The sequence below is a fragment of the Staphylococcus casei genome (assembly GCF_030294405.1).
GTDB lineage: Bacteria > Bacillota > Bacilli > Staphylococcales > Staphylococcaceae > Staphylococcus > Staphylococcus succinus.
In genome coordinates this window covers 1,928,110-1,953,699 of the sequence record NZ_CP125718.1, presented here as the reverse complement: position 1 = coordinate 1,953,699, position 25,590 = coordinate 1,928,110, and the positions used below count along the sequence as shown (strand labels likewise).

General features: G+C 33.0%; 21 protein-coding genes. 8 read left to right on the top strand and 13 right to left on the bottom strand.

Going from position 1 to position 25,590, the window contains the following annotated elements:
- The first annotated feature begins 95 nt into the window (after window positions 1–95).
- The 5 genes from QMO72_RS09415 (at window position 96) to QMO72_RS09395 (ending at window position 5,638) form a co-directional block, all read left to right on the top strand.
- The gene (locus QMO72_RS09415) at window positions 96–1,448 is read left to right on the top strand and encodes an isochorismate synthase (protein ID WP_103266744.1); all 1,353 of its coding nucleotides are present in this window, start codon (window positions 96–98) and stop codon (window positions 1,446–1,448) included.
- Window positions 1,441–3,123 carry a 2-succinyl-5-enolpyruvyl-6-hydroxy-3-cyclohexene-1-carboxylic-acid synthase gene (gene menD / locus QMO72_RS09410; protein WP_069823397.1) on the top strand — a complete coding sequence of 561 codons (1,683 nt, stop codon included), beginning with the start codon at window positions 1,441–1,443 and terminating at the stop codon, window positions 3,121–3,123. Before QMO72_RS09415 ends, menD begins: the two co-directional genes overlap by 8 nt.
- Window positions 3,110–3,916, top strand: a complete 807-nt coding sequence (menH, locus tag QMO72_RS09405) for a 2-succinyl-6-hydroxy-2,4-cyclohexadiene-1-carboxylate synthase (RefSeq protein WP_103266745.1) — start codon at window positions 3,110–3,112, stop codon at window positions 3,914–3,916. Before menD ends, menH begins: the two co-directional genes overlap by 14 nt.
- Window positions 3,909–4,727, top strand: a complete 819-nt coding sequence (gene menB, locus QMO72_RS09400) for a 1,4-dihydroxy-2-naphthoyl-CoA synthase (protein WP_069823399.1) — start codon at window positions 3,909–3,911, stop codon at window positions 4,725–4,727. Before menH ends, menB begins: the two co-directional genes overlap by 8 nt.
- Window positions 4,728–5,176: 449 nt before the next feature.
- Window positions 5,177–5,638 (top strand): MarR family winged helix-turn-helix transcriptional regulator, encoded by a 462-nt coding sequence (locus QMO72_RS09395; RefSeq protein ID WP_103266715.1) that lies wholly within the window; start codon window positions 5,177–5,179, stop codon window positions 5,636–5,638.
- Window positions 5,639–5,869: 231 nt separating this feature from the next.
- Here QMO72_RS09395 and QMO72_RS09390 read toward each other — a convergent pair whose 3' ends face one another.
- On the bottom strand, window positions 5,870–7,033 hold the full coding sequence (locus tag QMO72_RS09390; protein WP_069823401.1) for an aminotransferase class I/II-fold pyridoxal phosphate-dependent enzyme: 1,164 nt from the start codon (window positions 7,031–7,033) through the stop codon (window positions 5,870–5,872).
- A gap of 121 nt (window positions 7,034–7,154) precedes the next feature.
- On the bottom strand, window positions 7,155–8,159 hold the full coding sequence (locus tag QMO72_RS09385) for an acyltransferase family protein (protein WP_103266716.1): 1,005 nt from the start codon (window positions 8,157–8,159) through the stop codon (window positions 7,155–7,157).
- Window positions 8,160–8,362: 203 nt separating this feature from the next.
- Between QMO72_RS09385 and QMO72_RS09380 the strand changes: the two genes are divergently transcribed.
- Complete coding sequence (locus tag QMO72_RS09380) at window positions 8,363–8,785, top strand: MarR family transcriptional regulator (protein ID WP_069823403.1); 423 nt, start codon at window positions 8,363–8,365, stop codon at window positions 8,783–8,785.
- A 207-nt stretch (window positions 8,786–8,992) separates the two neighbouring features.
- Here the strand turns inward: QMO72_RS09380 and QMO72_RS09375 are convergent, their stop codons facing one another.
- The 5 genes from QMO72_RS09375 to QMO72_RS09355 form a co-directional block, all read right to left on the bottom strand.
- Window positions 8,993–11,464 carry an N-acetylglucosaminidase gene (locus tag QMO72_RS09375; RefSeq protein WP_103266717.1) on the bottom strand — a complete coding sequence of 824 codons (2,472 nt, stop codon included), beginning with the start codon at window positions 11,462–11,464 and terminating at the stop codon, window positions 8,993–8,995.
- Complete coding sequence (locus QMO72_RS09370; protein ID WP_286093174.1) at window positions 11,398–13,695, bottom strand: hypothetical protein; 2,298 nt, start codon at window positions 13,693–13,695, stop codon at window positions 11,398–11,400. Before QMO72_RS09370 ends, QMO72_RS09375 begins: the two co-directional genes overlap by 67 nt.
- A gap of 228 nt (window positions 13,696–13,923) precedes the next feature.
- Complete coding sequence (locus tag QMO72_RS09365; protein WP_103267148.1) at window positions 13,924–14,349, bottom strand: GNAT family N-acetyltransferase; 426 nt, start codon at window positions 14,347–14,349, stop codon at window positions 13,924–13,926.
- Between the two features lie 76 nt (window positions 14,350–14,425).
- A complete protein-coding gene (locus tag QMO72_RS09360) occupies window positions 14,426–14,896 on the bottom strand; it encodes a DUF2538 family protein (RefSeq protein ID WP_046836066.1) in 471 nt (156 codons plus the stop codon).
- A gap of 22 nt (window positions 14,897–14,918) precedes the next feature.
- Window positions 14,919–16,286, bottom strand: coding sequence for an LCP family protein (locus QMO72_RS09355; protein ID WP_103267149.1), 1,368 nt, complete (start codon window positions 16,284–16,286; stop codon window positions 14,919–14,921).
- A gap of 469 nt (window positions 16,287–16,755) precedes the next feature.
- Here QMO72_RS09355 and QMO72_RS09350 point away from each other — a divergent pair, with 469 nt between their 5' ends.
- Window positions 16,756–18,414, top strand: coding sequence for a phospho-sugar mutase (locus QMO72_RS09350; RefSeq protein WP_103267150.1), 1,659 nt, complete (start codon window positions 16,756–16,758; stop codon window positions 18,412–18,414).
- 19 nt (window positions 18,415–18,433) lie between these two features.
- Window positions 18,434–19,597, top strand: a complete 1,164-nt coding sequence (locus tag QMO72_RS09345; protein WP_103267151.1) for a serine hydrolase domain-containing protein — start codon at window positions 18,434–18,436, stop codon at window positions 19,595–19,597.
- A gap of 65 nt (window positions 19,598–19,662) precedes the next feature.
- On the opposite strand, the gene rihC is transcribed toward QMO72_RS09345, so the two are convergent.
- The 6 genes from rihC to QMO72_RS09315 form a co-directional block, all read right to left on the bottom strand.
- Complete coding sequence (gene rihC, locus QMO72_RS09340; RefSeq protein ID WP_103267152.1) at window positions 19,663–20,571, bottom strand: ribonucleoside hydrolase RihC; 909 nt, start codon at window positions 20,569–20,571, stop codon at window positions 19,663–19,665.
- Window positions 20,572–20,709: 138 nt separating this feature from the next.
- Window positions 20,710–21,000, bottom strand: coding sequence for a cytochrome aa3 quinol oxidase subunit IV (gene qoxD / locus QMO72_RS09335; protein ID WP_046836071.1), 291 nt, complete (start codon window positions 20,998–21,000; stop codon window positions 20,710–20,712).
- Window positions 20,997–21,602, bottom strand: a complete 606-nt coding sequence (gene qoxC / locus QMO72_RS09330; RefSeq protein WP_046836072.1) for a cytochrome aa3 quinol oxidase subunit III — start codon at window positions 21,600–21,602, stop codon at window positions 20,997–20,999. The genes qoxD and qoxC overlap by 4 nt, the downstream gene beginning before the upstream one ends.
- Window positions 21,592–23,580, bottom strand: a complete 1,989-nt coding sequence (qoxB, locus tag QMO72_RS09325; protein ID WP_046836073.1) for a cytochrome aa3 quinol oxidase subunit I — start codon at window positions 23,578–23,580, stop codon at window positions 21,592–21,594. The genes qoxC and qoxB overlap by 11 nt, the downstream gene beginning before the upstream one ends.
- Entirely contained in the window at window positions 23,580–24,701 is a 1,122-nt protein-coding gene (qoxA, locus tag QMO72_RS09320) for a cytochrome aa3 quinol oxidase subunit II (protein WP_103267153.1), read from the bottom strand. Before qoxA ends, qoxB begins: the two co-directional genes overlap by 1 nt.
- A 270-nt stretch (window positions 24,702–24,971) precedes the next feature.
- Window positions 24,972–25,289, bottom strand: coding sequence for a DUF5011 domain-containing protein (locus tag QMO72_RS09315; RefSeq protein WP_069824392.1), 318 nt, complete (start codon window positions 25,287–25,289; stop codon window positions 24,972–24,974).
- Between the last annotated feature and the right edge of the window lie 301 nt (window positions 25,290–25,590).

Below are 25,590 nucleotides of genomic sequence, written 5' to 3'. Positions count from 1 at the left end.
GTATAAATGAATTAAGCTAGATTCCGTACACATATTGTGAAAAGTGGTACAATATTGTAATGAGTGTAATCTGATAAATGAAAGAAGTGAAATAGATGACTTTAGACGTCAAGGAAAGTGAAATTGTCGAAGCGGTATACGAAAGTAAACATACTTGGGTTTCTGTAGAAACAAAATTAAATTATGAATTAGATCCTTCTGTATTATTTCATATTACAGAAGATTTTGCAGGCGACCGTTTTTATTTCAAAAAAAATGACAACGAAACTTCATTCTTTGGCTATCATGCTATTAAAAGATTTAAAAATGATTTTGAAAATAAACAATCTATTTTCAGAGAATGGCAAAAATATAAAAGTGATATTGATTTAATTCATCCAAACTCAGAACGTCATCACTTAAAGGTATGTGGTGGTTTTCAATTTTCTACGCACAAATCTGGCGATGAGTGGCGCGAATTTGGTATTAATCACTTTATTTTACCAGAAGTATTAGTAACTATGGAGCATGGGAACACATATATTACTTATACTGTAAAATCAGACGAATTTGAAATCGAAGCATTTTTAGCGATTATAGATAAGTTAACCCAAGAAGGTGTCCAACCGGATATTCAAATGGGAGAGATAAAACGAATCGAAGATATTTATAAAGATGAATGGCGTGATTTAGTTAAAGATACAATTGAAATTTTAGATGAAAATAAAAAAATTGTACTTGCTAGAAAAAGAATGATTCAATTTGATAAAAACATCAATATTCCATATATCCTTAAACAAGCAACGCAAGGTGAACATAACAGTTATTTATTTGTATTAGAATCGCAAGATAGTGTGTTCTTTTCACAAACACCTGAACAGCTTATGGAAGTGAATAATGAAGTTTTATCTACGAAAGCAGTGGCTGGGACAATTAAACGAACGCATCAAGAAGATATTGATCGTGAAAACATCAATGCCTTTTTAAATGATGAAAAGAATTTAAATGAGCACCGTTTTGTTGTGGATAGTATTTTGAATGATATTGAACCCTATGTTGAAAATGTTACTTTCAATAAGGAACCTCAAATTTTAACAAACGATCATTTATACCATTTGTATACAAAAATCAAAGGCCAGTTAACTGATGAATATTATATTGGCTTATTAGATAATCTTCATCCAACGCCTGCACTAGGTGGCTATCCTAAAGAAGAAGCAATTGAGTATATTGAACAAAATGAGTTCGGAACACGCGGGCTTTACGGTGCACCTGTTGGATATATAGATATGTATGATAATTGTGAGTTTATCGTTGCAATCAGATCCATGCTTATTAAGAAAAATCAAGCAACATTATTTGCTGGTTGTGGTATTGTTAGCGATTCTGATGCAGATAGTGAAGTTGAAGAGACAGCAGTTAAATTTAGACCTATGATGAAGGCTTTAGGAGTCGAGAAATATGAGTAACCATATACATGCATTAACAAAACAAGTATTTACATTTGTTTCGGAATTATATGCTTATGGGGTAAGAGAAGTAGTAGTCAGTCCAGGATCACGCTCTACACCAATGGCCATAGCGATTGAAGCACATCCTAAAATGAAATCTTGGATCCATCCAGATGAACGAAGTGCCGCATTCTTTGCTATGGGTTTGATGAAGGGAAGTGAGCGCCCAGTTGCTATACTATGTACTTCGGGAAGCGCTGCTGCGAATTACACCCCAGCTATTTCTGAAAGTCAGTTAAGTCATCTGCCATTAGTGGTATTAACTAGTGATCGTCCTCACGAATTAAGAGGGATAGGTGCGCCGCAAGCAATCAATCAAAATAATATGTTTGCTAATTTTGTACAGTATCAATTTGATTTTCCGATTGCGGAAGGCAATGATGATGAAGATTATATGACGAGTACTGTGAAATTTCAATTACAAAAAGCAAGCCAATACTTATATGGGCCACATCGAGGACCGATACATTTTAATTTACCTTTTAGAGAACCATTAACACCCGATGTTGAAAAGGTTGAATGGCTAACTTCAGAAACAAAAATATTACCACATTATCAAAAGACGACAAGTTTAAATGAAATTAGTTCAATAGTTAATAAACGAAAAGGCATCATCATAGTTGGCGATATGCAACATCAAGATGTAGATCAAATCTTAACATTTGCAACCATACATGACATGCCTATCTTGGCTGACCCTTTAAGTCAATTGCGACGAGAACATCATCCAAATGTAATCACGACATATGATTTATTATATAGAGCTGGATTAGAAGTAGAAGTTGATTTTATTATTCGCGTTGGTAAACCGGTAATATCAAAGAAATTAAACCAATGGCTAAAAGCGACAGATGCATTTCAAATCTTAGTACAGAATAATGACTATCCTGATGCATTTCCAATACCACCTCATGTTTCATATGAGTTGTCAGCAAATGATTTCTTTAGACAACTTTCTGAGGCGACAACTGTGGAGCGTAAGCAATGGTTACAAAAATGGCAATCATTAGAAAAGCACGCGCAAGCAGAGGTTAAAGATTATTTAAGAACGGCTACAGATGAAGCAGTTTATGTGAGTAATGTGTTAGATAAATTAACTTCTCAAGATGCTTTGTTTGTAAGTAATAGTATGCCAATACGAGATGTAGATAATCTGTTTATGGACTGTGAAGCAGAGGTGTATGCAAACAGAGGCGCTAATGGTATAGATGGTGTAGTTTCTACTGCATTAGGCATGGCAGTACATAAAAATATTACTTTGCTTATTGGTGATTTAGCATTTTATCATGATATGAATGGTTTGTTGATGTCTAAATTGAATGATATTAATTTGAATATCGTTTTATTAAACAATGATGGTGGGGGTATTTTCTCATATTTACCTCAAAAAGAAGCAGCTGAATCATATTTTGAAAGATTGTTTGGTACACCAACTGGCTTGAATTTTGAACATACAGCTTTACTGTATGATTTTGCATTTGATCGTTTTGAATCTATTGAATCATTTAAGTATACTGAGTTATCAAAATTTGGCGCCCATATTTATGAAATTATGACACATCGCGAAGATAATAGAAAACAACATCTGAAACTATATAAAAAGTTGAGTGATATTATAAATGTTACATTATAGATTGCATCAAGCTAAGGTTGAAACCTCAAAATTATTAGTGATGCTCCACGGCTTTATTAGTGACCAACAAGCTTTTGATCATCATATTAATAACTTAAGCGAAGAAATGAATATTGTTACAATAGATTTACCTGGTCATGGCCAAGATATGTCAGATATGAATCAAACGTGGGACTTTACATTTATAAATAAACAATTAGATGAGACGTTAGAAGCTTTAACAACATATCAACTTTTTTTACATGGTTATTCTATGGGAGGCAGAGTTGCTTTAAATTACGCCATTCATGGTAACATTAAATTGAATGGTCTAATATTGGAAAGTACTTCACCCGGTATAGAAGAACAAGATGTAAAGATAGAGAGACAACAAATTGATTATGCACGTGCGAAAGTATTAGAAATAGCAGGGCTGGATATATTTGTAAATGACTGGGAGAAATTACCTTTGTTCTACACCCAATATGATTTGGATAAAGAAACAAGAAAAGGTATTCGTAATATGAGATTACGTCAAGACCCAGAGCGTTTAGCTAAAGCATTACGTGATTATGGTACAGGAAACATGCCTAACTTATGGCCAGAAATAGCAAACATAGATCTACCAACATGTATTATGGTAGGGGATTTGGATGCTAAATTTAGTAAAGTTGGGAAGCGACTCGTATCGTTAATGACAAAGGTAGAATTACATGAAATATCAAATAGTGGTCACACACTTCACGTGGAAGATGCTAAAGAATTTGATAGAATAGTAATAGGTTTTATTCATAAGGAGGAGCAAAATGACTAGACAGTGGGAAACAATTAGAGAATATGAAGAAATTAAATATGAATTTTTCGAAGGTATTGCGAAAGTGACGATTAATCGTCCAGAAGTACGTAATGCATTTACACCAAAAACAGTACAAGAAATGATAGATGCATTTTCAAGAGCACGTGATGATCAACGCGTATCAGTTATTGTATTAACTGGTGAAGGCGATAAAGCATTCTGTTCTGGTGGAGACCAAAAAGTACGTGGCCACGGTGGTTATGTGGGTGAGGACCAAATTCCTCGTTTAAACGTATTAGATTTACAACGACTAATCCGTGTTATTCCTAAACCAGTCATAGCTATGGTAAGAGGTTATGCAGTTGGAGGCGGAAACGTATTAAATGTAGTATGTGACTTAACTATTGCTGCAGATAATGCTATTTTCGGTCAAACTGGGCCAAAAGTAGGTTCATTTGATGCAGGTTACGGTTCAGGCTACTTAGCACGTATAGTAGGACATAAAAAAGCACGTGAAATTTGGTACTTATGTCGTCAATATAATGCTCAAGAAGCATTAGATATGGGCTTAGTGAATACTGTAGTACCATTAGATCAAATTGAAGATGAGACAGTGCAATGGTGTAAGGAAATGATGGAACATTCGCCTACAGCTTTAAGATTCTTAAAAGCTGCAATGAATGCTGATACAGATGGTTTAGCTGGCCTTCAACAAATGGCTGGAGACGCTACATTACTTTATTACACAACAGATGAGGCAAAAGAAGGACGAGATGCGTTTAAAGAAAAACGTGATCCTGATTTTGATCAATTCCCTAAATTCCCATAGTCTTAGAACAACAACAAACCAAGCGTACAAATAGCGTTTGGTTTGTTTTTTTTATTAAATTTTAAATCATAGTAGCTTTTAAGTTATTTCAAGTTGCTTTAGCAAATAAATTGTCGTTTATAATATTTATAGAAGTAATTTAGAATACTTTATGAAAAATATTAGCTAAAGCATAACGGATAAGGCATTTGCCGTGGTTTACTATGCGGTAATGGATGCCTCAAAGTCCTAGGGATGGTTGATAATTTAAAATGAATCCTTTAAAGGTTTCATTTTATTTTTTTGAAATAAAAAGTGTCTAAACAATCGAATGAAATATATAACTTACTTTTATATAATAATATAAATAGTATCTTTTGTAGTTTTACACCTCTTTTATCGTTTGTTATTGTATTTGACTTAATTTAAAACGTATATTAATATTATAATAAAAGGATCGAGGGGAAATAATGACATCAAATGTTTATGACCAAATGAGAAAAGAGCTAAGTTACTTGTTTTATATTACAAGCAAGGAAGTTGTAAATCGATTCAATAGATATTTGAAACAATATGATATAAGTTTTCCTAATTATATTGTTTTGTTATATATTGAAAATGAAAAACCAATATTTATAAAAAACTTATGCGAGGAGCTTTATTTAGATTCTGGTACAATCAGTCCTATCATAAAACGTTTAGAGAAAAAAGAGCTTATAAACCGTATTAGAGCAGAAGATGATGAACGTAGAGTTAAAGTCCAATTAACAGAAAAAGGATTAAATCTGAAAAAGAATTTTAGTCAAATTTCGGAAGATGTACTACAACAATTTGATATGGAGCAAGATGATTCTATAGCGTATTATCAAATTTTAAAGAAATTTGCAGATAAAAATATTTATAGTAAAGAACAGGGGATAAATGAGCAATAAAGTAAGCTATTCAGCCACTTTTCAACTCCTATGTGGGTATATGATGAGTTAATACGTTTAAGACTAAAGTAATATATAATAGCTATCTTTGTGCAATGAATACATATAGTATAAGTTAATGTTGAACTCATACATAAAGTAGTTTAATAAAAACACCGATTAAATGTTAAATTGTTATTTTAACGTGTTTAATCGGTGTTTTTGTATTATTTAATCGCTAATAGTGATTGTTTACAGATTGTAGTATTTGTTGATATAGTTTTCTAATCGACGCATGCCTTCTTTTAAAGCATCAAGTTCATAAGCGTAAGAAATACGGATATGCCCCTGGCCAATGTCGGTAAAGGATGAACCAGGAACCATAGCTACGTGCGCCTTTTCAAGTACATCTACACAGAAATCAAAATCATTGTCTGTAAATTTCTTGATACTAGGGAAAATATAAAATGCTCCTTCAGGTTTAGCGTCTAATTCAAAGCCCAATGCTTCTAATTTCTGAATTAAATAGTCACGACGTTCAATATAAGCTTCATTCATATATTGAGGTGCTTCTAATCCTTCATTTAAGGCAGCAATACAAGCGATTTGTGCCGGTACATTGGCGCAAATGCAATTATAAGCATGCATAAAAGTTAATTTCTCTATTAAATACTCAGCGCCAATTAAAAAGCCAATCCGTATACCGGTTGCTGAGTGTGATTTGCTAAGACCACCAACAAGTAAAAGTTGATCTCGTATACTATCAAACTGAGCAAAAGAAGTATGTTGTCCAGAAAAAGTATTTTCTGCATATATTTCATCACTTATGATGAATATTTCTTTGTTTTTCAACATCTCTGTAAGGTCATATACTTCATTGTAAGCTAATGTAACACCAGTAGGATTCGTTGGGTAGTTGAGTAGTATTGCTTTAGTTTTTGATGTTATATGAGCTTCTATAGCATCAGGTGTAACTTTATAATCGGTCACGGTAGTATCTATATATACAGGAATACCACCTAAGGTTTTAATCAGAGGAATATACCCAGCATAAACTGGTCCAGGAATTAATATTTCATCGCCTTGATTAATGATACTTCTTAAAGCAGTGTCTAATGCTTCACTAGCACCATTTGTAATAATAATTTCCTCAGATGAATATTTAAATCCATAGCGCTGTTCAAAATACTGACTCACAGCATTTCTTGTCTCGATTAATCCTTTATTGTGAGAATAACTCGTTTTATCTTCTTTAATTGCATTGATATATGCACGCTTTACCACATCTGGCATTGGAAAGTCTGGTTGACCAATAGTTAGATTGATGCAATCATCAATATTTTTCATACGGTTTGAAAATTGACGTATGCTTGGTGCACTTAAAAATTTCGAATTGTTGTTTAATGTAAGTTTCATTTAATTTTTCACCTCAAAAATAAAAATACCGAATTGCATTAAATATGTATGATGATGTAATACATCAAATTATATCTATCATACCATATTTAAAAAGAATACAATTCGGTAAAGGTTTAATTTACTCTTTGAATTTAGAAGGGGGTTGCAAATTTATAATGGGATTCGTCCATTTTGATATAAAGCGTGTGGATAAAACATAAACAATTAAACAAGATAAAGCAATAAGATAAATATAAGTGAATATTGTAATGTCATCTCTAAATGGATATATCTTAAAACCACGTAATATACCTATGAACAGGCCATGTAATAAATAAACATGCATGGTCCTTCTTCCTATATAAGTAAAGAATTTCTCTTTTTCAGGTATTAAATTCAAGAAAGAAAGTAATGTAACTAAAATAATAAAGTAAAGTAACAATCTCTTTAAAGGACTATAAAAACTTTGTTTCCCTTCTAGTGTCATATATGGAGAATCACCAAATAACCAGTCTGAATTAATCGGATGAATTGAATATATAACATAAAAGATAACTAAAACAATAATAGAAATTGGTATAAACTTTTTATTTTTCAACATTTTTATGTGGTGACTATTAAATAAGTAACCTATATAAAAAATAGGGAAGAACATAATCGTTCTTGAAAAACTTAAATAATTATCTATATTTGTAGAATAGCCAGCGAATAATGAAAAGATAATCGCGATAGGCAGTACAAAATATGGTTTATAGTCTTTGACGATTACTAATATTACATGGAAGAAGAATAATGTAAGTAAGAACCACAAGGCAAATACTGGATCAAATGGATCAAATTGAACACTATCCTCTTTGCCAGTAAAATAGTAATAAAATGAGAAAAAACCAAAAAATATTACGTATGGTATTAATAATTTTTTAGATACTTTTTCTAAATAACCAGCTTGGCCTGCCTTTTTAGCAAAATAGCCTGATATAAATAAAAAACCTGGCATATGGAAACTAAATATTGTTAAGTACAACGCAGCTAAATGTTTACTCGCGCCTGTATAAGGTTGCATGATATGACCTAAGACAACAAGAAAAATCAACAAGGCTTTAGCGTTGTCGAAAAAGTAATCTCTTTCCTTTAATTGTGTCATTATGTTTCTCCTTTTATGAAAACGGAATATAATTTATATTCACTAATACTAATTTATTATAAATCATAGGGGTAATGCAATGAAATAGGGTGAATTGTAGTTAATTATTGTATATTATCTTAGATAACATTATAATAATAATATATAAAATAATTTAATTTAATTATCGACAACAATGGAAAAGGTAGTGGAGATGAATCAACATGTATAAACAACTAGAACAATTAATTACGCTAACAGGTAACGATTTAAATTTAGTAAGTAGAAGATTTGGACAACGCGCTGATTTAACTTCAGAACAGTTAGAAATGTTGAGAATTTTATATAATTATGAAACTTTATCGCAATATGATTTAACCATGAAAATAAACAAAGAACAGTCGATTGTATCCCGATGGATTAAGAAATTAAGCCAAATGGGTTATATAACAAGTAAACAATCAAATAGAGATTTAAGATGTAATGACTTAATGGTTACTGAAAAGACAAAAGTACTTGTCCAACAAATTAATGAAGTTAGAGTAGCTTTAATAGAAGCGCGGTGTCAAAATTTAACTTCAGAGGACATTGAGCATTTAAACGAGTTGCTACATAAATTAAACGTACATCAACAATATTTTCAATAATCGTTTTTAAATGACATCAATCGTTTTTAAATGACATCGATTAATATTAGTATTGTGATATATTTAGTTGTAAACATAAAAAATTTTGAGCGTTAACTTCTCATAACATAGGAAAGGGTAGTTTCTATTAAATTATAATAGAAACTACCCTTTTTATTATAGAAATTTAGCTGTCATTTTATTTAAATGACATTATCTACGTAACGATTACATTTTATAAGTGTTGATATCAAAGTATTTACCTAGTTTACCCATTGAATCATAGAAATTTTTAATGCGTGTCGCATTATGACTTGCCCATGCTACGTCAGTTGCATATTGATGTACACCTGGATTTTCAGGATTCCAACGCATTTTATAAAGTGTATTTTGTCCTTTATTAATATATGAATCTGCGATAAACCCTGCACCACCTATGATTGCTTTTTTAACAGAGTCCCAACCGTTATTTTTAGCAGTAATGAAACCTTGTTTAATTGGATCACGATCAACTGCTCCGATACCAAACATATTATAGTATTTAGTTTGTTTATCTGTTACAACTTCATCGTTAATTACATCTCCGCCATTAGCTAAGGTAGAAGTACCGTTACCAGTTTCTAATAGAGCATGAGAGATTAAATATACTTCATTTATATTATTTGTTTTAGCAGCTTCACTAAAAGCTGCACCTTGTCCTTCTAATATGCCTTTACCAACTAAAAGTTTATTTAAATCATCAGCAGAAATATTTTGAGATTTATCTAAACGTAAGAATTGATATTTTTGTGTAGGGTCGTTGGCTAGTTTATTTGAATCCATTGCATTTTTAATTTCAGTAGCATTAGCATCTTCCCATTTTCCTGGTGTATGTTGAATTTGTGGTTTAGTTGGTAAGCCTTTTTGAAGTGCTGCCGCTTCATCTAATGTCAAACCAGATTCATAATATTTTACTAATTCTGCAATTAAATCGCTCTCTTTAATCCAAACTACTTCACCATTCTCTAATTTTCCATGATACCAAGTTACACCATTAATGACTTGTTTTTCATAGACAGAGAAAATACCTTCATAGAAATCTCTGAGTGAACCAGCCGCTTCAGATGAATTAGGATTAGTATAATAACTACCATCTGCATTATATATCACGTAATCAAATTTTTCTGGTGTAACAGAAGTATTTGTTGCATTAGCCGTTTGATTTGATTGAGTCCCATTGGCTTGCTGTAATGTATTTAAATCTTTGGCAGAAATCCATCCAGTTTTGTTATTTACAATACCATAGAGATATTCGTCTTTATCAACAAAAACAGACTTAGAAGCGTTAAATTGCTTGTTTTTCGTATTTTTTAATGAATCTAGCTGTTGTGCTTTAGTACCCCAAGGTACAGCATATAAACCGTTGTTAGTTGCTTTAATAGTGTATTGACCATTTTTAGCTGTTGTTTTACTTAAATTACGAGTATTGATATCTTTCGTATTTACCCAACCAATAGGGGTGTTTTTGTGTGTATTTTGAATAAGAACATAAGTGTTGTCGCCTTGTGTACGTTGTTTAGTTACAGTGTAAGTACGCCCGGATAATTTAGATGCATCTTTGCCTTTTTCATCATATACAGTAGTTTTAATGCCAGCGTTTGTATTAGATAATTGGCCAATCTTACTAACAGATACAGTTTTATTTGTTGGAGCTAACGTAGCAGTTTCTTTAACTTTAATATCGCCAGATTGCATCCAACCCAGGTTCGTATTGGTCTTATTATCTGTAATTAAGTAGAAAGCGTTAGTACCCAGGCTAGCCTTTTTACTTAGTTTATAAGTTTTACCATTTACATATGATTTTTGTACACCTTGTTTGTCATAAACAGATGTATATACACCATGGTTAGATTGAGCAACAGTGCCTTGTTGGTTTGTTAAATTCGTTACAGTTAATTTATCTGCTGCAGGTGCTTTAACTTTAATATCACCAGATTGCATCCAACCTAAGTTCGTATTGGTCTTATTATCTGTAATTAAGTAGAAAGCATTAGTACCTAAGCTAGCTTTTTTACTTAGTTTATAAGTTTTACCATTTACGTAAGATTTTTGTACACCTTGTTTGTCATAAACAGATGTATATACGCCGTGGTTAGATTGAGCAACAGTACCTTGTTGATTTGTTAAGTTGGTTACAGTTAATTTATCTGTATTTGTTGGTGGTGTAGTATTTGAACCTTCTAATTTACTCAAACTTACCCAACCAGATAGCTTATTAACAGTGCCGTAGACATAATTTGTTTTACCAATTTGTTGCTGTTTTGTTGCTTTAAAAGTTTGTGTTGATTTGCCAGAAACAGTACCAACTTTTTGAGCACTTGTGCCCCAAGGCACGCTGTAAAGGACTTCTCCAGATTTGATTTTATAAGTTTTGTCGATTTTGGCTACTGATTTAGCGGTATTATAAGCAACATCATCTTTGTGAACCCAACCGATTAAGTTTCCTTTATTGTAATCAGAGACCAAATAGAAATTTTCATTATTAAGTGAAGCTGATTTTGTAACCTTTAAAGTTTGGTTCGTTTTATCTGTCTTTTTACCGTTTTGATCATAAACGGTAGTGTATAAACCATCATTTTTACTATTGATACGTGCTACGCCATTATTAGATTTAACAGATACTGTTCCTGTTTTGGGGGGGGAGTCGTTGTACCTCCCCAAGCAGCTGCTTGACCTGTTTTAATTAAATATTTTTCATAAATAAGGTCATACAGCTCATCGTAACTATAGTTATGTGCTGCTAAATAACCATGTGGATCACTATGGTCTGAGCCACCTAAGTAATTGCTAACAGCTTGGTGCGTCCATACTGTTCCAGCGCCATCATATTCAGCACTATTAGGTGCAAGTCCATAATAGTTTAAATTGGTTGCTGCATAGTCTGCATAATTATTGATTGAACGAGCAAAGGAATCATAATCATGCGTATGCACTAATTCGACATGGATAAAGCGATCATTTGCAGCTGGTCCAGCTCCCCAAGCAAGATAATCTGTGTCAGCGGTTTCGATGATTCTATTACCATCGACGTATGCATGAACAAAAGCGCTATTATAATTATTCTTCATGTAATTAATTTCACCAGTAATAGTTGAGTTATCATTTGCAGTATCATGCAGCACAATCCCTTCGGGTGCGCCATAACGATAATTATATTTTGGCAAATAGCTAGCGATATCTTGTTCATAATTTGGTGCTTTAAAATTATTTTTACGGATGTAGTTATTAATAGATGAATTCACTTTAGGTGTATATTTTGCTAGGTTGTTAGTTGTTGTTGCTTCTTTAACTGCTGTAGAACGTTGCATTTTAGTATTATTAGCGCTGTACATAGCTGTTCTAAATTTAGGTGTACTTTGTGCACTATACGTATTTGATGCTAGAGTAGCAGTTTTAGATGTATTATCATCTGTACCATTTTGTTCTTTTGTAGTTACTGTTGTATCCTCTTTTTCCGAAGTAGACTGTTGATCTTGTTGTGAAACATCATCAGAATTAGCTTCTTTGGCATCATCATTAGTAGCGATGTCGTCTTGAACCTTTTCATCATCTTGAGTATCTTTAGCTACGTCTTGAGCATCAGTATTTTTTTGAGTTTGATCATTATCATCTTGAGTGTCAGCCGCATCAGAATTAGAAGCAGTGTCATTAACATCTTTAGACTGTTGATCTTGTTGTGAAACATCATCAGAATTAGCTTCTTTGGTATCATCATTAGTAGCGATGTCGTCTTGAGCCTTTTCATCATCTTGAGTATCTTTAGCTACGTCTTGAGCATCAGTATCTTTTTGAGTTTGATCACTATCATCTTGAGTGTCAGCCGCATCAGAATTAGAAGCAGTGTCATTAACATCTTCAGACTGTTGATCTTTTTGTGAAATATCATCAGAGTTAGCTTCTTTGGCATCATCATTAGTAGCGATGTCGCCTTGAGCCTTTTCATCATCTTGAGTATCTTTAGCTACGTCTTGAGCATCAGTATCTTTTTGAGTTTGATCACTATCATCTTGAGTGTCAGCCGCATCAGAATTAGAAGCAGTGTCATTAACATCTTCAGACTGTTGATCTTTTTGTGAAATATCATCACGCTTCGTTACTGTACTATCGTGAGTAGTAGAAGTATCTTTCTTGTCCTTATCTTCAACTTGAGATTGCTCAGTGTTTTGAGTGCTGTCGATATCTGAATCAGAAGTGTCGTCAACAGCTATGTCTTCAGAATCCTGTTGTTGTGAAGTCTCAGAATGATTCCCATCATCTTCAACTTGAGATTGCTCAGTGTCTTGAGTGCTGTCAGTATTTGAATCAGAAGTGTCGTCAACAGCTACGTCTTCAGAATCTTGTTGTTGTGAAGTCTCAGAATGATTCCCATTATCTTCAACTTGAGATTGCTCAGTGTTTTGAGTGCTGTCGGTATCTGAATCAGAAGTGTCGTCAACAGCTACGTCTTCAGAATCTTGTTGTTGTGAAGTCTCAGAATGATTCCCATTATCTTCAACTTGAGATTGCTCAGAACTTTGAGTAGTACCAGTATTTTCTTCAGTATTCTGATTTCCTTCATTATATGTATCATCATTTGAAGTTTGATCAGAAGTTTCACTATTCAATTCGTCTAAATGTGCATCATAATTTGAGTCACTTTCTTGATTTGATAGTTGAACTTGGGAAGGGTCTTTATAAGCTTGTGTACCCGAAATATTGGTAGTTGGTTTACTCACTTCGGATTTAATGTCTTGACTTTGTTTAAGCGTGTGCTCATCATCTAAAACATTTTTATTTTTAGACTGATCTTGTATATCGTCTGCTGCTTGCGCATGATGAGTTGTCAAAGCTGTACCTGCTAATGTCAGTGCTGCAATGGAAGGTACCTTGTAATTAAACTTTTTAGTAGTCATTAAACTGCCCCTTTACATATATTTATCCGTAATTATAATACGACTAAAGAAGGAGTGTAGTATTTTTTACCATTTTGTAATATAAAATTAATCTTATTAAATGTCTAATTTTTTATAAAAAGTGTGTTTAAAGCGTGATAACGCCTAATTGATACCAAGTTGATTATTTGATATTTCTTCAAATATTACAGTTAATAGATGTAATTTATCTATAAAATCACATTATATTCAATCAAGTTTTTTAGTCATTGCAATATGTTCAATATTTTCCTCAAGAAATATTTCTCCCATAGTATGATAGCCTAGCGATTCGTAAAAAGGGCGGGCATGGTACTGGGCGTTTAACATTAAGTTACGATAGTTCTTATTAATAGCAACTTCTTCTAAAAATGACATCAGTAATTTACCTAAACCAGCGTTGCGATGCGTTTTAATAATGGCAACTCTTTCAATTTTAACGCCATCTTTATAGGGACGGAATCGTCCAGTAGCAAAGGGTCTTTCTTTTTTATCATATCCAACAACGTGAGTAGCAATATGCTCATGTTCGTCTATTTCATTTTCTAAAGGTACGCCTTGTTCATGAACGAACACTTCCTTACGTATAGTGTATGCGTCTTCCATCATCTTTGGTGTCGTAGCTATTTTAAACATGATTCATTCCTCTTTTCATAGATTTTTAAGTGAAAAAAACCCTATCGAGATAATAACGATAGGGGGAAGATTTTTATTATTGAGCTTCTTTTCTAACAATAGCAGTATACTGCCAAAAAATTCGCATTTGTGCAATATTCCAATTATTCATACCCATTGTAAACCCTGAAGGCTTAAATAAATTTACATCAGTAACTTCAAGCGCTGCAGCGATAAGGTACTGAATTGGTACACTAATTTGTTTCATTGTTTCCGTAATTCCATTTTGGTCATAAACCCATGAAAATGGGAGTTCGGATTCAAAAACATCAATTTTATCAAAGATTTCTGGTAATGCAACAACATAGCAAGCACCATCAACTACAGGATTATTATCACTATCTTTATAATAAATGCGCAAGGCTTCATAGTTTTCACGATGCTCATGGTTGACATAGAAGAATTCATTTCTAAATAGTGCCATATCTTTGCTGTGTATCAATTGTTGTTCCAAAACATTAAACATCCCGTTAACATGTGCTAGTTTTTCATACGTTTTGCGTGACATATAGTGAGCTCCTCTCTACAGTTTAATATTGATTGGTTGGTACTTCACCAGTATTTTGTTGTTGATTTGGATCCATTTGTTGTTGGTTTTGTTCATTTTGTTGTTGATTTGGATCATTTTGCTGTGGCATGGTTTGTCCATTATTTTGTTGGTTTGGGTCATTTTGCTGGTCATAATTTTGATCAATATTTTGTTGTTGATCAGAATTTTGTTGTTGATCAGAATTTTGTTGTTGATCAGAATTTTGTTGTTGATCAGAATCATTTGTATTCATAGATGAATTATCCTGATTTTCATCAGTAGATTCATTTTCGTCATTATCTTCATCATCTGAACTATCATTTTGAGTCTTTCTAAGAAGACTACTGTCTAACTCAGTTTGTGGAACGAGTGTACCATAAAAATCAGTGACACGTTGATTTAGAAAATCATCTTTATCATTAATTGTAGGTAAGTCTAAATCTTTTCGCAAGAGATTTGAAGTATCCTGAATGCTATTAATATCAGGGTTGTAATAATAAACTCCATTTAAGTAATCATCTTCACCTTTAAGTTGCTTACTTTTAATTTTAACATCATTTTGTAAATATGATGTTGCAAGAGCTTTAACTTCTTTAGAATTGAAATTGTGTTTAGAATTTTTACCAACGATACTGATAACATCATCTAATTTATTAAATGAATCTAGTTTTTGAGCTTTAGCAAATAGTATTTTTATTAAATCCATTTGTCTTTGACCACGTTTTAAATCTGAATCATGGTGTCGAGTTCGAGCAACAGCTAAAGCTTCATCACCATTTAATTTTTGATAACCTTTTTTAACTTTAATTTGACCAGTATCATTTGTGTTCGGTTCGCTTATATTGTAAGGTACATCATATTTAATGCCACCTAATTCGTTAACGGCGTCTACAAATGCTTCCATATTGATTCTTACATAATAATCAACTGGAACATTTAATGTAGCTTCCACGGCGTCCATTGAAGCAGTAGGGCCACCAAAAGCGTGTGCGTGTGTGATTTTGTCGTAATATCCAACTTTAGGGATATAACTAACGGTATCACGTGGAATACTTAACATTCTGATTTGGTCTTTATTTGTGTTGAATGTAGATAAAATCATAGCGTCTGTTCTTGATTGTTCAGTACTTTGTCCATTTTTCTCTCTTCCACTATTATCATCTATACCCAAAAACAAAATAGAAACTGGATCTTTGGAAGGATCTACTTTTGAATCACGGATATTAGACTGTCTTGATGAATCACTATCGTTAAATGAGTGTTCAAATGCACCTTGAGAAGATTTGAGTAAAGTGATAGCAAATATTACTGGAACAACGACAAGAAGTAAAGAAAGAAATATTAAAAAATATTTAAAAAATTTATTCATGTTTGAAGCTCCCTATGGAAATGATTTTGTACATATTACTATGTTTTAAGGATAGTTATAGTTCTTTTTAACTTTGTTAAATTATTGTAAAGAAGAAAATGTACTATAACTTATAATTTTATTACTATCATTAAAAAATATCAACTAAGAATATGCTAATTACAATTTTAAAGTAAAAGTTAATATCTACAACTTAAATGAAATATGTTGCATTATCTTTCAAGGAACATTGATAATTAAATTGAGGGTATATGTTTAAAATGATTTATTTATAAACATAAGATATAATATATTTATATTATTGCTAGTGTGCTATCCCATAGCTGAAGATTAATTAACAGTATGCAAAGTGGGTAAATGATAAAGCGATGGATAGTTAAATGCGTTCGTTATTAGACATAAAGACGAATATATATAAGCATATTAAATGTAAAAGACTTTGTAAGTATATTTAAGGAGGAAGTGCAAAATGCAACAACCATGGTTAGATAAAATAGACGAAAGCTTAGTGAAATCTTTTTATGAAAAACAAAGTGAAACAGAAAAGCAAGAAGGCTTTAAAGGTACGTTGAAATTTGGTACTGCTGGTATCAGAAGTGTCTTTGGTTTGGGGCCAAGTAGGCTCAATGCATTTACTATACGTAAGGTAGCCTTAGGGTTATCACAGTATTTGAAAAATAAAATTGAAGTACCGACTGTAGTTATACATTTTGATACTAGATTTTTGTCTAAAGCATTTTCACAAGAAATGGCATCTGTACTCGCTTCAAATGGTGTAACGACCATTTTGTCAGATGATTATAAATCAACACCTGAATTATCTTTTGCAGTAAGACATTTACGTGCGGATGCAGGAGTTATGATTACTGCAAGTCATAACCCCAAGAATTATAATGGAATAAAAATATATGATGAAAAGGGCGGACAGTTACTTCCTGATGAATCTACCCAACTGAGTTCTTATATAGATAGTATAGAATCACCACTTCAAATTGAACGAGGCGATTTTGACACGCTGAAGCAAGACAAAAAAATTCTATATATCAATAGTGATTTAACAGAACAGTACAAATCAAAAGTAAAAAATTTAGTGGAACGCATAGATGGTAAAGACGTGAAAGCGGTATTAACAAGTTTACATGGTACAAGTTTACCAATTGTCTCTGACATACTCACAGATATGAATTATCATAACTTTGTGATTGAAGAAGAACAATCAACGCCTGATGGTAATTTCCCAACAGTAAATAGTGCGAACCCTGAAGATGAAGCAGCTTTTGAACGAGGTTTGAAATTGGCTGAAGAAACAGATGCACAACTTATCGTAGCCACAGACCCTGATGCAGATCGCTTTGGATTTATAGAACGCTATGGAAAAAATGATTATAGATATTTTAATGGTAATGAAATAGGGTTGTTATTTATGAAACTAAGGTTTCAGGATTTAGCAGACGATGGTAAGCCTTTATACATTATTAAATCAATTGTGACAAGTGAATTAGCTGAAAGATTAGCAAGTGCTTTAGACATTGAGGTAAATAATGTGCTTACTGGCTTTAAATATATTTCGAACTTATTAGAACAAAAAGAAAAAGATCAGAATAAACAATTGTTACTCGCATTTGAAGAAAGCCACGGTTATTTAGCCCAATCGATTTCAAGAGATAAAGATGCCATTCAAATGGTGCCGTTACTTATTAAATATAAGAATCTATTAGCTAAAAATGGTTTGACATTTAAAGAAGAATTGGAAGATATTTATAAAAATATCGGAAGATTTAATGATAAAACATTGGCGCCTTCATTCGAAGGTGAGGACGGGTTACACAAAATTGATAAAATTATGAGCCAATTTAGAAATCAAAAGGTTTTATCAATTTGTGGTATGGACGTGAAACGTATCGAGGATTATGAAGTAGGGACAGTGCAAAACATTAAAGAAGGAACGACAGAAACATTAAAACTCCCTCAAACTAATTTAATAAGATTTATTTTTGATTATGGATTTATAGCGTTAAGACCATCAGGTACAGAACCTAAAATAAAACTGTATTTTTCTTTGAATGTGGATGATATTGATGCAATTATAGAACAATTTGAAACACATTATATTCATCATATCGAGTAACTTATTTTGAGGCATCAAGATGACAGCAAAACAGTTTAAACAAGTTACACTAATTTTTGTTTTAATGACAATCATAATAGCAAGTGGATATAAGTATTATCAATATCATAATGAAACGGGATACTTTGGCAATAATAAAAAGACTCAGCAACATAAAATAGAACCTACATTAAAAACTGTTATAGATGATAAAAATTCTCGAATAACTGCGGTTAATCGATATTTAGAACAAACTGGATTTAATGGAACAATGGTAATATTTGAACGAGGGCAACTAAAGTTAAATAAAGGGTATGGCATAAAGGATTTTGCGAATAACGAACATAATCGTGCTGACTCAATGTATTTAATTGGTTCTGCCCAAAAATTTATTACAGGACTCATGTTAAAACAATTAGAGAATGAACATAAGATAGATATAAATGAACCAGTGATGAAATATTTGCCTTACTTTAAAACAAACCAAGTTATTACATTGAAGCAACTGATGCTACATCAGAGTGGGTTATATAAATTCAAAGCCAACCAACGTTTTAAGGATTTAGATGATGCAGTTCATGCAATTAAAGAAAAAGGCATCGAGACTAAGTTTTATAATAAATTTAGATATAACGATGCTAATTATTTGGTATTAGCACGTGTAATTGAAGAAGTAACTGGAAAATCATATGTTAAAAGTTTTGATGAGAGAATTTCGCGTCCATTTCAACTTAATTTCACTGCGTTTTATAATGATTTGAAATTGCATGATAAAATGACTGTGGGTTATAAAAAGGGGGCTGATGGCGAGTCACCAGTAGAACAAAGGCCACGCATACTACATCAATACTATGGCGCAGGTAATTTATTTATGACGCCTTATGACATGGGCTATCTGATATTAAACTTGCAACAAAATCATATATTTAACCATAAAATTACGGATCCATTCATACACGAAAGTTTTACAGAACAATATCCGCAACCCTATCGCTTCGGTTTTTATGTTTTTAAAGATAAAAATAGAATCAATGGAAAATTTTTTGGACAAGTATTTACTGCTTATTTTAACCAGGATTATATTATAGTAAGTGGTTCAAATTTTGAAAATAGTAATACGAACAATGAAAGAAAAATGGAGTATATCTATTATCAAATATTAGATCAAGGCGTTCCTTATAATATAATAGGTAAAGCATATTAGTATGTACTTAAACTATAAAGCAAACCACTTTCGCTATATTTAAAATAGCAAAAGTGGTTTTTATTTTATTTGCAATACTTTAAGGATTCTACAAAGATATCTTTGAATGCATCAGGTTCTATAGACAGGACGACGGTGCAATTAGGAAAAGGACTTTTAAAATCTGTTACAGTGGCGCCTTTTGTTAGATGGCCAGTAGTTTCAATTTGTACGTCTGCCGCTTGCACATGGAATTTTTCTGGGTGTAACAAATATAGAACAGTATAAGCATCGTAAACATTGATATCGTGTTCAAAATCATCACCTCTATAGTGTTTGAAGAGCTGATGTAGCATTTGACCAGTTTGGTTGAGCGATTGTAGATTATCTATAGTATTGTGACTTAAGGTAGAACTTCTAGCTACGTCAAGGCCGACCATTGTTAAGGGTAAACCAGAGTTAAATACGATATGCGCCGCTTCTGGATCACAATAGATATTGTATTCTGCTAATGGCGTAACATTACCCCGTCCAGCGCTACCACCCATCAATACGATTTCCTTAATGTGATCCTTCACTTCTGGATAAGTAGATAGTAAAAGCGCAATGTTTGTTAAAGGACCAATGGGGATAAGCGTAATTGGCTCACCGTGATTAAGTAATTCTGTACGCATTGCCTCAACAGCGTGTTTAGAGGCTAAGTCTTGTTGATTGACTTCTGGAAATGGATAACCTTCCATACCTGATTCACCATGAACGACACTAGCATCAATAATGTCTGTGAGTAATGGTTGAGATGAACCTCTATGTACAGGGACATCACTTGAAAAAAATTGCTTGAGTTTCAGTGCGTTTGCAGTAGTTTTTTCGATGCCTACATTGCCATTAACTGTAGTAATCATTCTTAAGTCAAGATTGGGGTGGTTTAGAGCAATACTAATGGCAGCAGCATCATCAATGCCTGGATCAGTGTCTATAATAATGGGTTGTTTCATAAAATGGTTATCCTCCTTCAAATAATAAAGATGTATCATACTTTATTTTACAATTTTTTGATGAAAGTGTTAAATCATTCATAAAAGGGGATTTAAACATAAAAAAAAGACTTCTCCGGAGAGAAGTCTTTTTTGGGATTATAAGTGACTAGAGTGTCCACCTTGCATTACCCAATACGTACCAATAACAGTAATTAAAGTAATGATAATCGCAAATATAACTTTGAAAGCTTGTACATTACCATTTTTACCTTCAGTTAAATGCATGAACATTAATAATTGAACAGCAGCTTGTATAAAAGCAAAACCGAAGATGATGGTGATTTTAGCATTGAGTGCCATAGATGTGTAAAGTGTTACAAAAATCGCTAAAATTGTCAGAACGATTGAGGCGATAAAACCTACAGTATGTTTTACGATTGTATTCATCCGCTATACACCATCCCTATCATATATACGGCAGTGAAGATGAAAATCCAAACAACATCTAAAAAGTGCCAGTATAAACTTACTATAAATAACTTAGGAGCATTGTCTTTATTTAAACCACGCATTGCAATTTGAATTAATAAACATGTAATCCAAACAATACCTAACGATACATGGGCTCCATGAGTTCCTAATAGAATAAAGAAACTAGACCAGTAAGAACCGATTTGTGGAGTAACACCTTCTGAAACATAATGTGCAAACTCATAAATCTCAAAGCCTACGAATACCATACCAAGTAATACAGTAAGGATCATCCATATCATCATTAACTTTTGTTTTTCTTGTCTCATATAATAAATTGCAATACCACATGTGTATGAACTAATTAATAATGCAAATGTCATTATTAAAACTAGTGGCAATTCAAATAATTCAGTAGTCATCTTACCAGCGTAATCTCCGCCGTGTTGAAGTGTTAATAATGCTGCGAATAACGTACCGAATAGTGAGAATTCAGCTGTAAGGAAAATCCAAAAGCCAAGTTTATTTAAATTACCTTCATGCGAACGTGTATCAATTGTGTTTGCATCATGACTCATGACTTACAGCCTCCCTTTCTTTTATACGTGCTTCACGTAAACGTTTTTCAGTTTCAGCTACTTCGGATGCATGGATATGATAACCATGATCTACTTCGAAACTACGGTAAACCATACAAGCAAAGATACCAATTAAACAAATAACTGCTGGAACGATAGTTTCAAAGATTAAGAAGAAGCCACCGATAGTGAATAAAATTCCCATCCAGAAACCAATAGGCGTATTGTTTGGCATGTGTATATCTGTGTAATTATGGTTGTCTAAGTAATGACGACCGTGTTCCTTCATATCGACAAATGTGTCATAGTCATTCCAATCTGGAGTAACAGCAAAGTTGTATTTAGGTGGCATTGCTGAAGCAGTTGACCACTCTAGAGTACGACCTAAGCCATCCCAGTTATCACCAGTTGCTTCACGTGGTGATTTGAAGAAGCTATATACAATACTTGCAACTAAGAACATAAAGCCTAATGCCATTAATAGGGCACCGATAGTAGAAATTACGTTTAGTAACCACCAACCATCTTCTGGCATGTAAGTGTATAAACGACGAGGCATACCATCTAATCCAAGAACGAATTGTGGTAAGAAACAAACGTTAAATCCGATCATGAATAACCAGAAACACCATTTATTTAAAGTCTCGTTTAACTTATGACCAGTCATCTTAGGATACCAGTAAATTAATGCGCCTAGACAGGCAAATACAACACCAGTTACTAACGTGTAGTGGAAATGTGCCACTAGGAAGTAAGTATTATGATATTGGTAGTCAGCTGCTGCCATTGCTAACATTACACCAGTTACACCGCCCAATAAGAAGTTAGGAATGAATGCTAATGCGAATAGCATTGGCGATTCAAAAGTAATTCGACCTTGATAAAGTGTGAATAACCAGTTGAATAATTTAACACCAGTCGGTATACCAATCAACATAGTTGTAATTGAGAAGAATGAGTTGATTAAAGCACCATTACCCATTGTGAAGAAATGGTGAACCCAAACTAAGAAACTTAAGAATGCAATACCAGCTGTCGCCCAAACCATACTTTGGTGACCAAAGAGTCGTTTACGAGCAAACGTCGGTATGATTTCAGAATATATACCAAATGCCGGCAAGATAACAATATACACTTCGGGGTGCCCCCATACCCAGAAGAAGTTTGCCCAAAGCATTGGCATACCACCGTTTGCAACTGTGAAGAACGCTGTATCAAATATTCTATCAGTTGTAAATAATGCTAATGTTACAGTTAAAACTGGGAAAGCCAAGATAACAATCAATGCTGTAATAAACGTTGTCATTGTAAACATTGGCATTTCCATAAATTTCATTGTAGGTGTTTTACATCTAAGTATAGTTACAAAGAAGTTAATACCAGTCATCAGTGTCCCGATACCGGAAATTTGTATTGCAATTAAGTAATAGTTAACCCCGGGTCCTGGACTGAATTCTCCTGCCAGCGGTGCATAGTTAGTCCAACCAGCTGCAGGGGAGCCTCCGACTATAAATGACAGGTTAAATAAAAGCATACCTGAGAAGAATAACCAGAAACTTACGTTATTTAATACAGGGAATGCAACGTCACGTGCACCAATTTGTAAAGGTACAACGACATTCCACAAACCAAAAATGAAAGGCATTGCCATAAAGATAATCATGATAACGCCGTGTGTACTAAAGATTTCGTTATAGTGGTTAGATTCCAAGAATTTATTATCTGGAATTGTTAACTGAGCACGAAGTAATAACGCGTCAATACCACCACGAGCAAACATTAATACAGCGCAGATTAAGTACATAGCACCGATTTTCTTATGGTCGATAGATGTGAACCATTCTCTGTATAGATATTTCCATAATTTAAAATAACTAATTACTGCGATCAGGCCTATGATAGCGAATGGCGCACCAATTTGTGCCATTGTAATCATCCAGTTACCATGAACGAGCAATTGATCCCATGGAAAATTCATTAATGTCCACCTCCATTTTCATGGTCTTTTTTCTCTATTTCAGATGCTTTTTTATCTTTAGCACCTTCAGAGATTTTTTCCATTTCGTCCATATTATGTGATTCTTTATCTTTGAATTCACTATTATATGGTTCTTTATTGCCTAGTATCATGGCTTTCATTCCATGACGTTCATAGTTAGCATTTGTAATTTGCGACTTACGTGCAGGTTGATCTGGTTTATCTAACACATCTTTAGTAATTTCTTCTTCTGAGTTAAAGTTAGGATCTTTTTGAACGTAATTGTAACGATCATAAGCATAGAAAATATACTCAGGATCTGCTGCAGGATCAACAAATGCCATATGCGTACCACTGAAAGTTAAATTCTTGTTTTCAGTAGTTGGTAAAAGTTGCTTATCAAATGTATCTTGATCCAATACTTTTTGACTTTGAGCATCTTTAACCCAATCCTTAAATTTGCTTTGGCTTACTGAATGAACATCAAAAGTTTGACGAGAGAATCCTTCACCATTGAAGTTAGAGTTACGTCCACGGAACGTTCCTTCTTCACTAGCAGTTAAAGTCCAGTCCATCGTCATACCTGTCATCGCATATTTCTGACCACCTAATTGCGGGATCCAGAAACTAGTCATCATATCCATAGATTGGAGTTTGAAAACAACTGGGCGATCTTTCGGAATAGTTAAATGATTAACTGTTTCGATTTTTTCATCAGGATAACTGAAGAACCACTTATAACCAGCGCTTGTCGCGTAAACAACAAGTGGATCATCTTCTTTTGCTGGTGGTTTCTCGTATTCATAAAGCGATTTAACCGTTGGAATGGCTAAAGCGATTACGATAATCACCGGAATGATAAACCAAATTAATTCTATTAAAGAATTGTGGTGCATCTTACCAGATTCTTTAGTATTTCCAATTCGATATTTCACAAGGAATACTGAGAATAAGATAAGTACAGCGGCAATAACAACAAGCATGAAGATGATTGAATAAATAATCAAAAACTTCGAGTCACTTGCTAATGGCCCTTTTGGGTTTAAAACTTCTACATTTGAACAGCCACTAAGTAAAATTAGCGAGCCAAAGAGTAGAAGCAAAGACTTAAATTTTGACACTTTTTTGACCTCCTAATACTACAATTGTAGGGCTTACCATCAATTTTAAGATATTACGCAATATTTACAAGTGTTTATAGTAAAAAAATTATTGTAAAATTAAAACAAACCCAACAGACTCAAGGTCTGACGGGCTTTTAAAGATTTGTTAAAATTATGTGTACATTTTGTGAAAAGTGACATATTTAAGTCAAAGTAGTTATTTTGGTCTAAAAATACTGATAATGCTTATCAATTAATGTTATTGAATATATGTATTTAGACGATAAATTATTTTACTTCTATATAACGTATAGATTTATCTATTGCACCATCTGAATCTTCTACTTTATATTCAACTTTATATTGACCGGCTTTATTTGTATCAATATTTCCAGCTATAGTAATTTTATCTGTTAAATCGCCATCTTCTTTATCAAAGGCACTCACGCCATTAAGTAAATTATAATCATCACCTTTTTCAATGACTGTATCCTTTATGCCTTTAAGTTCTGGAATGGAATTATCAGTTGCCTCTGCACTTAAGTTAGGTGTTACAAGTGTTGCAGATACACCTAAAGCTGATAATGATTGTAATAATTTGTTCATAACGTTAACCTCCGTATGAAAGTCATGATTTTATTTAATTTCACTATACTTTATCTACTATAGAAAAACATCATACTATAGTCTTAATATAACGTATTACTATGAATATAAATAAAACATTCAGTAAAAAATGGGTAAATTATGAGTTGAACTATAATTTAGAGGGATTAAAGTTTTTAAAATGTCTAACTAGTGGATAGGGCATACTATAGAAAGAAGTTTAAAAAAAGGGGCTTTTGTGCTTATATTGCTACGAAACGATTTATAACCATCATATTAATAATAGTAGTAAGAGGAAGCG

What these genes read in the sequence shown, in the direction of transcription:
- QMO72_RS09365 (WP_103267148.1), bottom strand. Translation starts at nt 14,349, where the DNA reads ATGTTTAAAATAGCTACGACACCAAAGATGATGGAAGACGCATACACT.
- rihC (WP_103267152.1), bottom strand. Translation starts at nt 20,571, where the DNA reads ATGAAACAACCCATTATTATAGACACTGATCCAGGCATTGATGATGCT.
- QMO72_RS09415 (WP_103266744.1), top strand. Translation starts at nt 96, where the DNA reads ATGACTTTAGACGTCAAGGAAAGTGAAATTGTCGAAGCGGTATACGAA.
- QMO72_RS09370 (WP_286093174.1), bottom strand. Translation starts at nt 13,695, where the DNA reads ATGACTACTAAAAAGTTTAATTACAAGGTACCTTCCATTGCAGCACTG.
- QMO72_RS09395 (WP_103266715.1), top strand. Translation starts at nt 5,177, where the DNA reads ATGACATCAAATGTTTATGACCAAATGAGAAAAGAGCTAAGTTACTTG.
- QMO72_RS09390 (WP_069823401.1), bottom strand. Translation starts at nt 7,033, where the DNA reads ATGAAACTTACATTAAACAACAATTCGAAATTTTTAAGTGCACCAAGC.
- QMO72_RS09315 (WP_069824392.1), bottom strand. Translation starts at nt 25,289, where the DNA reads ATGAACAAATTATTACAATCATTATCAGCTTTAGGTGTATCTGCAACA.
- menH (WP_103266745.1), top strand. Translation starts at nt 3,110, where the DNA reads ATGTTACATTATAGATTGCATCAAGCTAAGGTTGAAACCTCAAAATTA.
- qoxD (WP_046836071.1), bottom strand. Translation starts at nt 21,000, where the DNA reads ATGAATACAATCGTAAAACATACTGTAGGTTTTATCGCCTCAATCGTT.
- qoxC (WP_046836072.1), bottom strand. Translation starts at nt 21,602, where the DNA reads ATGAGTCATGATGCAAACACAATTGATACACGTTCGCATGAAGGTAAT.
- qoxB (WP_046836073.1), bottom strand. Translation starts at nt 23,580, where the DNA reads ATGAATTTTCCATGGGATCAATTGCTCGTTCATGGTAACTGGATGATT.
- menD (WP_069823397.1), top strand. Translation starts at nt 1,441, where the DNA reads ATGAGTAACCATATACATGCATTAACAAAACAAGTATTTACATTTGTT.
- QMO72_RS09360 (WP_046836066.1), bottom strand. Translation starts at nt 14,896, where the DNA reads ATGTCACGCAAAACGTATGAAAAACTAGCACATGTTAACGGGATGTTT.
- menB (WP_069823399.1), top strand. Translation starts at nt 3,909, where the DNA reads ATGACTAGACAGTGGGAAACAATTAGAGAATATGAAGAAATTAAATAT.
- QMO72_RS09380 (WP_069823403.1), top strand. Translation starts at nt 8,363, where the DNA reads ATGTATAAACAACTAGAACAATTAATTACGCTAACAGGTAACGATTTA.
- QMO72_RS09385 (WP_103266716.1), bottom strand. Translation starts at nt 8,159, where the DNA reads ATGACACAATTAAAGGAAAGAGATTACTTTTTCGACAACGCTAAAGCC.
- QMO72_RS09345 (WP_103267151.1), top strand. Translation starts at nt 18,434, where the DNA reads ATGACAGCAAAACAGTTTAAACAAGTTACACTAATTTTTGTTTTAATG.
- QMO72_RS09355 (WP_103267149.1), bottom strand. Translation starts at nt 16,286, where the DNA reads ATGAATAAATTTTTTAAATATTTTTTAATATTTCTTTCTTTACTTCTT.
- QMO72_RS09350 (WP_103267150.1), top strand. Translation starts at nt 16,756, where the DNA reads ATGCAACAACCATGGTTAGATAAAATAGACGAAAGCTTAGTGAAATCT.